The following is a 12,769-nucleotide window of genomic DNA, read 5'->3' on the forward strand; positions in this document are numbered from 1 at the left end:
CACGTCTCTACAGTCGGTTAAGTCAGACTAAATACAATCACTAAACCTAACACCGCCGCAAAAACGATGAGAGCATAGAATTGTACGCGACCGTTTTCGAGGTATTTTAAGCCTTCACCACTAACAATGGTGGCTAAACCCGTTAAATTTACCGCACCATCAATGACGCGATAATCAACTTCCATGATTTGACGGGCTAGACGGCGACATCCTTGAACAAATACTCTGTCATAAATATCATCGAAATACCACTTATTCAGGGAAAGTTGATATAAAGCGGGGTATTTTTGTGCGATCGCTGCTGGATCGATTTTCTTCTGTAGATACATTAAAACAGCCAGCGTAATCCCAATCAAAGATATACCGACTGAAGATCCTGCCATCAAACCAAACTCAGTCCAATCAAAATGACTGACTTCTGATAAGACTTCGCTAGGTGCATGGATAAAATGCTCAAAATCATTATCCCAAGGTTTACCCAATAAACCAATCAATACCGAAGGTACGGCTAGGGCAACAAGAGGAAAATACATGGTAAAGGGAGATTCATGAGGAGTGCTACTATGTGCATGATCATTATGATCATCATGGATATCGCTTTCTAATTCTTTGATATCCATTGCCCCAGGTCCAAAAGCGGGAATTGCGCCTGCTGCGGCTAAAAGTTGTTTTTGAATGCCTTTATCGGTACCTCTAAATCCCCCTTCAAAGGTGAGGAAATACATACGGAACATATAAAAAGCCGTCATCCCTGCGGTTAGCCAACCCACTAACCAAAGTAGGGGGTTTGCTTGAAAGGCTAAACCGAGAATTTCATCTTTTGACCAAAAACCCGCAAAAGGAGGAATACCAGAAATCGCTAGAGTACCGATGAGGAAGGTAATAGAGGTAATGGGCATATATTTGCGTAAACCACCCATTAAACGCATATCTTGGGCTAAAATCGGCTCATGTCCCACGACGGCTTCCATACCATGAATGACTGAACCCGAACCGAGGAATAACATCGCTTTAAAATAAGCATGAGTCATTAGGTGGAATAAACCTGCTGTATAACCGCCAATTCCCATCGCCATTACCATGTATCCAAGTTGAGACATGGTGGAATATGCCAAACCTTTTTTAATATCATTTTGGGTTAGGGCGATCGTTGCACCTAAAAAGGCGGTAAAACAACCTGTCCACGCGATCGTACTCATCGCTACGGGAATGTTTTCAAATACAGGGTACATCCGCGCAATGAGAAAGACCCCTGCTGCTACCATCGTCGCGGCGTGAATTAAGGCTGAAATGGGTGTTGGGCCTTCCATTGCATCGGGTAGCCAAACGTGTAGGGGAAACTGTGCAGATTTAGCAACAGGCCCTAAAAAGACAAGAATAGCGAATAAAGCAGCTATTGCAGGGGCTAATGTTCCAGATGAGACTAATGCTTCTAAGCGATCGCCCATTACATCAAATTCAAAGCTACCAGTCGCCCAAAAGAGACCAAGCATCCCTAAGAGTAAACCAAAGTCCCCAACGCGGTTCGTGACAAAGGCTTTTTGACAAGCATCGGCGGCGGCTTTGCGGTAGAACCAAAAGCCAATGAGCAGGTAGGAACACATTCCCACCAATTCCCAAAATATGTACACTTGTACCAGATTGGGACTGATCACTAAGCCTAACATGGAGGAACTAAATAAGCTTAAATAGGCATAAAAGCGAACATAACCAGGGTCATGTGCCATATAACCATCGGTATAGATCATGACCAAAAGTGCCACTGTAGTAACAATGACGTTCATCAAGGCACTGAGATGATCGATCGTATAACCCATTTTTAAATGAAAATTTCCAGCCGCGGCCCACTCAAACATCTGAGTATAAGTCTCATGGCCTTGAATTTGGCTCCACAGCAGCGCAAAGGATAGTACCATCGCGGCACCGAGGAGAGAAACAATAAAAATAGCGTTGATTTGTCGAAGTTTGACTGTTATTTGACTGAATGACAGTAATCCAATCCCAACTATCATCGCTCCGATAAGGGGAAGGACGGGAACTAGCCAGGCATACTGATAAAGAGTTTCCATTGCGTAAAGCCTACTTAATATTTCGTTACTATGCTTTATCCCTAACCATTTTGACACATAGCGTTTCTAAGAGTTGTCTATTTAAAGACTAGGTTTATAATTTTTTCCTTTAAAACTTTCCTTTATAATTCTATTTCTAATATACAAAACTCTTCTTGATGACATTTTTCATTTATACAAGAGATAAAAAGTAGAGACGGGCCATGGCGCGTCTGGTACAGAATCATAATATGAATAGTAATTATTGAAAAATCCTATTAGAAAGCGGTTTTATACTGAGCCTTCATCCACTGAGTTAGCTAGATAAACTCAGTTTTGAGCCTTGATTGGTTTTATAGACTTCAATCCGATTTTGGAAGGCTTCTTTAAACTGTGGCATATGGGTCACGGTTAGAATACAAGAAAAATCATTGGCAATCGCGTTAATAGCAGCAATTAAGCGATCGCATCCTTCACTGTCCTGTGTCCCAAATCCTTCATCGATAATTAGTAGTTGTAATGCGGTGCCTGCGCGTTGAGCTAATAATTTGGCTAAGGCTAAACGAATTGAAAAGTTAATCCGAAATGCTTCACCCCCTGAGTATGTTTCATAGGGTCTTTTTCCTTGAGTATCAGCAATATTGATTTCTAAGGTATCGATTAGTTTAGAGTTTTTTTTCTTTCCTGCTTTTTGCGTTAAAAACTGTACGTGTAATTGATTTCCTGTTAATCTGGCTAAAATATGATTAGTTTGTGCTTCTAATTGAGGTAAAACATTTTCAATCATGATTGTTTGAATACCATTTTTTCCAAAGGCTTTAGCTAGTTCGTCATGAACTCGATATTTGTTGTTAATCTCTTTTAGTTGTTTTTTAGTTTCTATTTGCTGAGTTTTTAAGGCTTCTAATTGAAGTGAAGCAGCTTCTAAACGACCTTTTTGTCCTAAAAGCTCATCAAGTTTTATACGTCTATTTTGAATGGATTGATTTAAAAGTTGTAATTCTTCACGATAGTCTTTAATTTGACTGACTTGTTGTCTAAGTTGTATTAATTCTTGTCTAATAGTTGTCTGTTCAAATTGTCTTTGTTGTAAGATTTTCTCTAGGTTCTGATATTTTTTTTCTAACTCAGGGTATTTTCGTTCGGCTTGTTTAAGTTCGTTATAACGTCCTTGAGAGTTTTGCGCTTGACGTAGGGCATTGGTGATATTGAGATGTTGCGATCGATCATATTCTAGTTTTTTGAGTTTTTCTTCAACTTCTTGAATTTTGATTTGGGTTTCCGAACTTTGTTGTAAATGTTGAATTGCTCTTTGTAGTTCCTCTATTTGATTGACAATTTGCGGTTTTTCAGTATTAATTGCTGTTTGACGACGTTGTGCGTCATCAATACGAGTTTGTTTAATTTCTGCCCATTTCCAGTTTTTTTCCTCACCTTTTAGCAGTGCGTGAGTTTGTTCATCATATTTTAAATTGGCTATTTCCTGATTGATTAACTGTAAATCTATTTGTAAATCTTGAGCATAATTTTTGTTCAATAAATCTAATTCTATTTTTTCAATTTCAGAAATAACTTTTTTTAACTTATTAGTTGTTTCATTTCTGGCTTCTAATTGCAGTTCTAACTGAGTAAAATCTTGTTGTAATTTCTGATAAGGTTCTAACTCTAGCTGTAAAATATCTTCTTCTAGCTGTAAATTTTGTAAATCTCTTAGACAATGTGTAAGTTGTTCTTTCAATTCCCAAACAGTATCTTGTAGATTTTGATGCTGATTTTGGGTTTTTTGAATTACTTGATTTAGATGATGATGATCAAGTTCTTGTTCACACAAAGGACAATTTGCATTAGGAATTGATAAAATATCTAATTTTTTAATTAACTCATCTATTTGTTTTTCATAAAGTCGTTGTTGTTCTTGTAATCTTTGTTGTGCTTCTTTTTTATCGGTTCTTTTCTCGACAACTCGCTTAATATAATTTTTCTTTTTATCTAATTCTTGAATTTTGGTATCAATAGTAATCGCTTTTTGACGAATTTGTGGAAACTTTGCTAAATCTTCTTCTAACTGTATTTGAGTCAATGCTAGTTGTTCTAATTTAGCATTAAGTTGTGCTTTTTTGCGTTCAATTTCTGTATCTATTGTTTGCCGACGTTGTAATAAAGGTGAAACTCTACTATGTAGTTTCTCTAAATCATTAATTTTGTTGCGAACTTGTCGTAATCTTTCTAAAGCTTTTTTTATTTCAGGTTCTTGACTTAGTGTTTGTAGATTTTCTTGCTCTTGTTGTTGCAGAAGTTCTAATTTACTTTGTTTTTTTTGAATCTGTAGCCTAAGCTCATTTTGTTGATGTACTAGCTGTTGTTCTAAACTTTGCTTTTGCTGCTGTAAATCTTGAAATACTTGGAATTTTTCTAAAAGTTTCTTTTCTTGTTGGTCTAAATTAATATAATAATGATATTGTTCTAAAATTTCAGTTGATTTTTGTAAGATAGTTTCTTGTTCTGCTAATTGATTTCTTAAATCCGATTTTTCTTTAAATAATCGTTCACAGTCTAGTGTAATATTTTGCTCTTGAGTTTGTTTCCATGTCAGTTGTTGTTCCCAGACTTGACGTTGATTTTCTCTAGCCTGTAAGTGTTGTAAATTTTCTTGATCTTGTTTTTGTAACTGTTGTAACTGTTCGATTTCTGACTCTAAATTTAATAATTGTTCGGTAATGGTTTCTTTTTGCTTTAATTGTTGTTCAATCGGTAATAAACTATTTTCTAATTGTTCAGCTTGCCCTTTAAACTGTTTAGATAAATCCTTTGCTTGCTCGGCTAACTTTTCATATTGATCTAATTTCAGCAAATCTGCTAATATTTGTTTACGCTCATTAGGACGGCGTTGCATAAATTCATCGGCTCGCCCCTGACGTAGATAAGCTGAATTAATAAAAGTATCGTAATCAAGCTTTAAACACGCCACAATCTGCTCTTGTGTTTCCCGTATTCCTTTTCCTGATAAACTGCGAAATTTCCCTTCATTCTCAATTTGTAAATCTAATGAACTGTTTTTCCCTTTCTGACGAGTACGAATTACGCGATAGGTTTGTTCATTGCAGATAAATTGAAAATCAACTCGTACAAAATCCGCCCCCGTGTGCATCACATCTTCTTCAGTTGCAGCACGACTTTCACCCCACAACGCCCAAGTAATCGCTTCAAGTAAAGATGATTTGCCCGCACCGTTAGCACCGCAAATACAAGCAGTGTGAAATCCCCTAAAGTCTAGGGTTGCTTCTTGATAGCTTAAAAAGTTTTTGAGGGTGATGTGTAGAGGAATCATTAAATCAAATTATGAAGTGACAAGGTGAGCAGTCATAGTACATAATTATTAATTTAACAGAAAAAGGGAATGCTGTAACGATTCCCACATTTCAAGATTAAAAATTTTTCATCTTAGGTTGAGTAAACTAAGCATCGGTAGTAAGCTAATCGGTGCAGGAACCATTTCACCGCGAAAATCAAGTATTTGAACTAAAATGAGGTAGGCCAGTGCTATAAAAATTGAAATAGCTCCAGTAATGATGGCAACGATTTTACCCTTTTCCATATTTTGATCGGTTAAAATGACTTGTTAACCATTTTAGCGAAGAGAATGAACTAACTGACAAGATCAAAAGTATCGTTTGGCTTAGATTTTTATTAACATACAAATCGTTTAATTTAATCTACTCTTTGGAGGAGCCTAGGTCACATCTTTGTTCATTAAAAAGAGAAACAATTCAGTATTTTTTCTAGTCACCTCTCATGATGTGATACAGTAAAGACGACTGTCTATAATTTTCTCAAAACGCTTTGTTCATTGATAGAATTAAAATGTTTATTAACCCAACTGTCTTAAACAATTTAGATTTATACCAACAAAAATTTTTAAATGCTCAACCGTTTAAGTATCTGGTCATCGAAAACTTTCTTCAAGAAGATTTAGCACAAAAGTTATTAGATGAGTTTCCTGTCTTTGATCCTCAAAAAGCGATGAATGAAATGGGCTATGTTGGTGGGAAAGCCGTTCACGAAAACCTAAAAGAAATTAGTCCTTTATATGCCAAGTTTGCTCATTATGTTGGTTCACAAGAATTTTTAAGTGTCGTTTCTCAAATCACAGGGATTGAAAAACTCATTGGCGATGAAACATTTTTTGGCGGCGGGACTCATGAAAATTTACACGAACAGGATTTAGATGCACACGTGGATTTTAATTATGATGAGAGAAGGTGGTTACATCGACGTTTAAACTTAATTGTATTTTTAAATCATGAATGGGATGATAGTTGGGGTGGTTTATTAGAACTTCATTCCAATCCACGAGATCCAGAATGTAATCAAGTTACCGCTTTTGCCCCTCTGTTTAATCGTTGTGTTTTGTTTGAAACAAATGAGTATTCATGGCATGGTTTTCCTAGAATTAATTTACCCGAAGATAAACGACATATTAGTCGAAAATCTCTATCAATTTATTTATATTCTAAAGACCGTCCACAAGAAGAAATAGCACCTCCTCATGCAACTTTTTATATTAATCGTCCTTTACCTTCTTACATTCAGCCAGGTGTTACTCTAACTGAACATGATTATCAAGTGATTAGAAGTCTCATGCAAAGAAGAGACGATATGATCGATTTTTATCACAAAAGAGAATTAAAACAATCTGCTGAAAAGCATAAATATATTTTTTCCTCTACTCTAGATCCTTTTGAAGAATTAAGAAGCAATTATGATCGTTTATCTAGACACTATCATGATTTGCAACAACGTTATCATGATTTGTATAACAGCAAAGCAGGAAAAGTTTTAAGAGTTTTATCTAAAGTCAAAAACAAGATTCAAAAAGCAATCAGATAAATCTAAGCACTTTTTTCATGAGTACAATTGACTAAATTCATTAAAGCTGGAGCGATCGCATTCAACGGTAACACCTGATCCACTTTTTTTGTATCAATAGCCGCTTTGGGCATACTAAAACATTCCGACGTGTTTTCATCTTGGGCAATAACGACACCACCGTGTCTTTTAATCGCTAAAACGCCTAATGCTCCGTCACTCATTCTACCCGTGAGGACAACAGCGATCGCTCTACTCTTGTAACTGTTAGCTAGTGACCAAAATAGTTTATCAGCAGCAGGACGAGCAAAACTCACTTTAGCTGAATCAGACAAAGATAGGGTACCATCTAGATTAATCAGTACGTGCTTATTTGGAGTTGGTGTATATACCTTTCCTCGACGTATTAACTCGCCGTCTTCTGCTGGTTTAACTCGTAAAGCAGTGCGATCTCTAAGAATTTCAGTCAGATGGCTAGGAAGATTTGCGGGCAGATGTTGAACAATAACAATAGCGGCAGGAAAGTCAGACGGTAGGGCAGACAAAATAGTACTGATCACTTTTAGTCCCCCAAAAGATGCAGCGATACCGATCACATTGTAGGGAACATCAGGGAAGTGAGAGAAAATCCGATGTCTTGGCTGACTTAACGCTTGTTTTTTTAAAACTTGGTCAGATAATAGCCAACTATTGCTAACAGAAGTGTTCATCAAATCAATCAGTAATGAGTTATTGTACTAAGCTCACAACTTCATTTTACTAAATTAAAGCTCTATTATGTACGCTATAGTACATAAAAATTCGTCTTAAGTTAGAGGTCATCTCCTGTAGGTTCGTTAGGGTTAAGACAGAATCTACTAAAAAAATCTGCTAATTTTTATGTCATCTTCTCCTGAACCTAGACAAAATCGGCTTTTAGCTACACTGCCCGATGAAGAATACGAAAATTTTCTATTCAACTTAGAATTAGTCACCTTAGAGTTTAAAAAAATTCTCTACGATGTTAACCAGCCAATTCAATATGTTTATTTCCCATTATATGGCGTTGTCTCATTAGTTACCATTATGGAAGATGGTTCAATTGCTGAAGTGGGTACAGTTGGTAATGAAGGCTTTGTGGGTTTGCCTGTTTTTTTAGGTGCTGAACAAATTCCAGGGCAAGCTTTCGCCCAAGTCCCAGGCTATGCAATGCGAATGGATACTAAAGTCTTTAAAGACAAGGTAAAGTCAGAAACGGTACTGTTTAATATGCTGCAACGCTATACTCAAGCATTGTTTAACCAAATCGCCCAGTCTGCGGCCTGCAATCGTTTACATACTATTGAAGAACGTTTCTGTCGCTGGGTACTGATGACCCAAGATAGAGTACAGGCAGACCAATTTCCCTTAACTCAGGAGTTTCTCTCCCAAATGTTAGGGGTACGTCGTGCTGCTGTAAATAAAGTAGCAACTACGATACAAAAAGCAGGATTGATTCAATATCAACGCGGTAAGATGACTATTCTAGACCGAGAGGGGATAGAATCATCTTCTTGTGAGTGCTATGGTATTATCAAAGCCGAGTTTGAGCGTTTACTCAATAATCAAAAAAATGTAGGACAAGTTTAGCTCATCCTACAACAAGTGTGTAACCAAATCTATATCTTAAAAACAGCTTTCTACTTTAACTCTTCCCTCATCTATGCGTACTGAGTAAGTAGGGATTTTTACGGTGTCATCATCGAGACATTCACCTGTTTTTAGGTTGAAGTTTTGTTTGTAAATGGGTGAAGCGACTTTAATGATTCCTTTGCGATCGCCTACTAAGCCTCTCGATAGTACATATGCCTTACTAAAAGGATCATAATTACTGAGTGCGTAAACTTCTTCAGTTGCACCAACTCGGAAAATCGCAATTTGTTCGCCATTGACTAAAGCACAAACTCCTGTATCGGGTTGAATATCTTCTATTGAACAAACATCAACCCATTGTTTAATTTGTGCCTGTTTTTCTAATGCTTGTACCATGATTGAACTCCTGATTGTTTATGCAAGGTTTGAAGGATTAGGGTTTGGTAACTAAACCCCTACGATTTTTAGATCCTATATAGGGAATTGGTCTCCAAGCCCAAAAAATCAAAGGGGCGGTTTAGAGACTAAATCCCTACTAAAAATAAAATTTAGACAAGACTCATGACTTCTTTTTCTTGTTGAGTAGCGGGGCGTTTTTGTCCGCGTTCTTCAACATAAGCTAAACTAGGATCGCTTTGGTCACTATTGACAAAATGACGAAAACGTGCTGTTTTAATCGGATCTTCAACGGTTGTTTTCCATTCACATTGATAAGTATCCACTAAACTTTGCATTTGGGCTTCTAATTCGGCTGCAATTCCCAAAGAATCGTCAATAATCACCTGTTTTAGATAATCAATTCCTCCATCTAGTTTATTGAACCAAGTCGCGGTTCTTTCTAAGCGATCGGCTGTGCGAACATAGAAAATGAGGAATCGATCTAAATATTTAATCAGCGTTTCTTTATCAATATCAGTCGCTAATAAAACCGCGTGTTGGGGTTTAATTCCGCCATTACCACATACATAAAGATTCCATCCTTTTTCAGTTGCAATGATGCCAAAATCTTTACTTTGTGCCTCAGCGCATTCGCGGGTACATCCAGATACCGCCGATTTTAGTTTATGAGGAGAACGTAAACCACGATAACGTAATTCTACTTCAATAGCTAAACTGGTTGAATCTTGTACCCCAAAGCGACACCATGTACTACCTACACAAGATTTTACCGTTCTTAATGCCTTACCGTAAGCATGACCCGATTCAAAACCCGCGTCTACTAATTTTTTCCAAATTAGAGGTAATTGATCGACTCTTGCACCGAATAAATCGATTCTTTGTCCTCCAGTGATTTTAGTATAAAGTCCAAATTCCTGAGCAACTTCTCCTAATGCAATCAGTTTATCGGGTGTAATTTCTCCCCCTGGTACTCGCGGTACGACTGAATAGGTACCATCTCTTTGAATATTGGCTAAATAGTAATCATTAGTATCTTGTAAACCGACATGAGGAGTACTCAAAATATGTTCATTCCATGTCGAAGCAAGCATCGAAGCAACAGCAGGTTTACAAATTTCGCACCCCTTTCCTTGACCAAATTTCTCTAGAAGTTCACCAAAGCTTTTGATTTGATGGAATCTCAATAAGTGATACAATTCCTGACGAGAATAAGCAAAGTGTTCACACAGATGGTTATTAACTGCTACTCCTGCTTTTTTCAGTTCAGTTTTAAATAAATCCGTCACTAGAGGAACACAACCACCGCAACCTGTACCTGCTTTCGTACATTTTTTCAGTGTGGGAATATCTCTGATACTATCTTCTCGAATAGCGCGGCAAATATCACCTTTTGAAACATTATTACAAGAACAAATCTGTGCAGTGTCGGGTAAGCTATCAACTCCCATCGTCGCTAAAGCTGCTTTTCCTTCACGGGGAGGCATCAATAAATCTTCGGGATGAGGGGGTAAAGTAATTTGATTTTGGACAAATTGTAACAGAGTTCCGTAGTCTGATGCGTCGCCAACTAAAATACCACCGAGTAGATACTTGCCGTCTTCTGAGAGAACTAATTTTTTATAAACACCTTGTCGGGAGTCAACAAAAGTTACATCTTTTGCACCCGATGTTTTACCGAAATGATCCCCAAAACTAGCAACATCTACCCCTAATAATTTTAGTTTGGTAGACATATCCGCGCCCGTAAAACTGTTATCATTGTTACCATTTTTGCTAAAGCGATCAGCAACAACTTCAGCCATTTTGTACCCTGGTGCCACTAAGCCATAAATTCGGTTTTGATGCAGCGCACATTCACCAATTGCAAAAATATCAGGATCGGAGGTTTTACAAGCATCATCAATCATAATACCGCCTCTTTCACCGATGGTTAAATCACTCTTTCTGGCTAAATCATCTCTGGGACGAATTCCAGCAGAAAAGACAATCATATCTGTCTCTAATTCTGTGCCATCAGCAAAGACCATTTTAGTCACTTTGCCATCATTATTAACAATTTCTTGGGTGACTTTATTCGTGTGTACCGTTAACCCTAATTCCTCGATTTTTGCTCTTAAAACCTGTCCACCCAAATCATCAACTTGAACAGGCATCAAACGCGGCATAAATTCAATAATATGAGTCTCTAGACCCAAGTTGTGTAAGGCATTGGCACATTCTAAGCCAAGTAATCCTCCTCCAACAACAACCCCAGTTTTACACTGTTTCGCATAAGCCGAAATCTGTTCTAAATCATCAATGGTTCGATAAACAAATGTCCCTGTAGCGTCATTCCCTTTGATGGGGGGGACAAACGGATAAGAACCTGTCGCTAAAACTATTTTATCGTATTCTATTTCTACACCATTAGCAGAAATCACCTTTTTTTGTTCTCGATTAATGGTTTCTGCTTTATCCCCAATATAAACTTTTAAGCCATTCTCTTGATAGAACCCTGGTTCAACTAAAGATAAATCTGCTGCGGTCTTCCCTGCAAAGAAACCACTCAAATTAACGCGATCGTAAGCTACTCTTGACTCTTCACAAAAGGTAATGATATTCCAATCTTGATGGCCTTCTTTTTTAACCATCAACTCTAGGAATTTATACCCAACCATCCCATTACCAATAACAATTAAATTCCGTTTAGCAACCATAACTGCTTCCATAACTCCATCTATCGCAATCCTAAAGGAAATTTTTAGGGATTACTAGATGGGTGATGAAAGAACCAAAATATATCAATCCGTTTTTTGCATGAGAAATGAAAATGTTGATTAACAGCCTTCTAAATATACTCTTCAGTAATTTAGCTTATTAAATTAAGGTAGCCAATTCTTATCTAATAATTGCTCTAAAGTATAAGGACAAGTTGTAGGAAAAGTATTTAAACGAGTTTTCTGAATAACATAACTTAGTGCATCCTGATAGATAACATTCAACTCTTGTTCTAAATGCTAGCCTAGATTAGTTGATAAATGTCTTCGTAATTGAGTGCGTAAACTAACTATTTCTGCTTTCCAATGAGCCGAATTATTTTGATACTTTTCTGACCAATATTACAGCACTAAAAGATGTTTAATCACCTGTTCTAATAAGCTTACTGCTTTATTTTTATCTTTTTTGCTCAATCTTTATAATTCCTCAATTAAATTCTCTACATCTAGTTCATCTAAACGATTAGCTTTCAGAAGCTTTATAGTTTCTTCTAACCACAAATGTTCATCTACTTCGTAGAGATTTTTTAAACGGGTTTTCGCGGTTGACCTAGACATAGTATTTTAAAAAAAACAATCACACTTTATTATACATAACAATTTGCCTAAGCCACCACCAACCAATTAAACAACCGAGCGCATAGTAAAGAAAATCCCATTCAGAAAAAGTTGTCCCTAGTAAAAGACGGCCCAAAGTATAAGAACGAAGTAGCTGTAATAAGAAAAAATGCCACAATTGTAAAAACTCTAACAAGCTTGTAACAATAAAAACTCCGATAGGAATCATAATAATTGATTGTTTATTCTAAAAAAATGCCAAGAAAAACAAACACCAAAATACTTCATACCATACCGCAGCAAAAGAATTATTTAACCAGTCTTCACCCCAACCTCGATAATATTTAGAGCATAAACCTAGTAGAGTAACAATGAAAAGGGATATGATAATTGATGAGCGTCGAACCTGATACATTTCTAAAATTGCTTCCTTTGTGTCATTAAAAGTTTAATTCAAATTGCTATTATAGACAATACAAATAGAAATGATTGTATCTGATTTCTTTGGGTATATAAAATAAATTTGGAAGT

At 36.7% G+C, this 12,769-nt stretch carries 9 protein-coding genes and 1 pseudogene; 2 read left to right on the forward strand and 8 right to left on the reverse strand.

All coding sequences use genetic code 11. The annotated features are described in order from the left end of the window. Positions 1-17 precede the first annotated feature (17 nt). From CFPU101_RS11365 to CFPU101_RS11375, 3 genes are all read right to left on the reverse strand, one after another. On the reverse strand, positions 18-2,069 hold the full coding sequence (locus tag CFPU101_RS11365) for an NAD(P)H-quinone oxidoreductase subunit 5 (RefSeq protein ID WP_206815461.1): 2,052 nt from the start codon (positions 2,067-2,069) through the stop codon (positions 18-20). A gap of 295 nt (positions 2,070-2,364) precedes the next feature. Continuing rightward, positions 2,365-5,376, reverse strand: a complete 3,012-nt coding sequence (gene sbcC / locus CFPU101_RS11370) for an exonuclease subunit SbcC (RefSeq protein ID WP_206815462.1) — start codon at positions 5,374-5,376, stop codon at positions 2,365-2,367. Positions 5,377-5,484: 108 nt separating this feature from the next. Then, positions 5,485-5,643, reverse strand: coding sequence for a hypothetical protein (locus CFPU101_RS11375; RefSeq protein ID WP_206815463.1), 159 nt, complete (start codon positions 5,641-5,643; stop codon positions 5,485-5,487). A gap of 266 nt (positions 5,644-5,909) precedes the next feature. Here CFPU101_RS11375 and CFPU101_RS11380 point away from each other — a divergent pair, with 266 nt between their 5' ends. Then, positions 5,910-6,935, forward strand: a complete 1,026-nt coding sequence (locus CFPU101_RS11380; RefSeq protein WP_206815464.1) for a 2OG-Fe(II) oxygenase — start codon at positions 5,910-5,912, stop codon at positions 6,933-6,935. 2 nt (positions 6,936-6,937) lie between these two features. Here CFPU101_RS11380 and CFPU101_RS11385 read toward each other — a convergent pair whose 3' ends face one another. Continuing rightward, positions 6,938-7,624, reverse strand: coding sequence for a chemotaxis protein CheB (locus CFPU101_RS11385; RefSeq protein ID WP_242577883.1), 687 nt, complete (start codon positions 7,622-7,624; stop codon positions 6,938-6,940). A gap of 169 nt (positions 7,625-7,793) precedes the next feature. On the opposite strand from CFPU101_RS11385, the gene CFPU101_RS11390 reads away from it, so the two are divergent. After that, a complete protein-coding gene (locus CFPU101_RS11390) occupies positions 7,794-8,522 on the forward strand; it encodes a Crp/Fnr family transcriptional regulator (RefSeq protein WP_206815465.1) in 729 nt (242 codons plus the stop codon). A gap of 36 nt (positions 8,523-8,558) precedes the next feature. On the opposite strand, the gene nirD is transcribed toward CFPU101_RS11390, so the two are convergent. The 4 genes and pseudogenes from nirD to CFPU101_RS25575 form a co-directional block, all read right to left on the reverse strand. After that, entirely contained in the window at positions 8,559-8,921 is a 363-nt protein-coding gene (nirD, locus tag CFPU101_RS11395) for a nitrite reductase small subunit NirD (RefSeq protein ID WP_206815466.1), read from the reverse strand. Between the two features lie 152 nt (positions 8,922-9,073). Continuing rightward, positions 9,074-11,632, reverse strand: coding sequence for a nitrite reductase large subunit NirB (gene nirB, locus CFPU101_RS11400; RefSeq protein ID WP_242577885.1), 2,559 nt, complete (start codon positions 11,630-11,632; stop codon positions 9,074-9,076). Positions 11,633-11,785: 153 nt separating this feature from the next. Continuing rightward, a pseudogene (locus CFPU101_RS11405) lies at positions 11,786-12,238 on the reverse strand (DUF29 domain-containing protein). A gap of 19 nt (positions 12,239-12,257) precedes the next feature. After that, entirely contained in the window at positions 12,258-12,467 is a 210-nt protein-coding gene (locus CFPU101_RS25575) for a DUF2809 domain-containing protein (RefSeq protein WP_242577887.1), read from the reverse strand. Positions 12,468-12,769 lie beyond the last annotated feature (302 nt).

This window comes from Chroococcus sp. FPU101 (assembly GCF_017312365.1).
Lineage (GTDB): Bacteria > Cyanobacteriota > Cyanobacteriia > Cyanobacteriales > Microcystaceae > Chroococcus.

Coding starts and splice junctions, on each gene's coding strand:
- CFPU101_RS11385 (WP_242577883.1), bottom strand. CDS start 7,624: ATGAACACTTCTGTTAGCAATAGTTGGCTATTATCTGACCAAGTTTTA.
- nirD (WP_206815466.1), bottom strand. CDS start 8,921: ATGGTACAAGCATTAGAAAAACAGGCACAAATTAAACAATGGGTTGAT.
- CFPU101_RS11390 (WP_206815465.1), top strand. CDS start 7,794: ATGTCATCTTCTCCTGAACCTAGACAAAATCGGCTTTTAGCTACACTG.
- nirB (WP_242577885.1), bottom strand. CDS start 11,632: ATGGAAGCAGTTATGGTTGCTAAACGGAATTTAATTGTTATTGGTAAT.
- sbcC (WP_206815462.1), bottom strand. CDS start 5,376: ATGATTCCTCTACACATCACCCTCAAAAACTTTTTAAGCTATCAAGAA.
- CFPU101_RS11375 (WP_206815463.1), bottom strand. CDS start 5,643: ATGGAAAAGGGTAAAATCGTTGCCATCATTACTGGAGCTATTTCAATT.
- CFPU101_RS25575 (WP_242577887.1), bottom strand. CDS start 12,467: ATGATTCCTATCGGAGTTTTTATTGTTACAAGCTTGTTAGAGTTTTTA.
- CFPU101_RS11380 (WP_206815464.1), top strand. CDS start 5,910: ATGTTTATTAACCCAACTGTCTTAAACAATTTAGATTTATACCAACAA.
- CFPU101_RS11365 (WP_206815461.1), bottom strand. CDS start 2,069: ATGGAAACTCTTTATCAGTATGCCTGGCTAGTTCCCGTCCTTCCCCTT.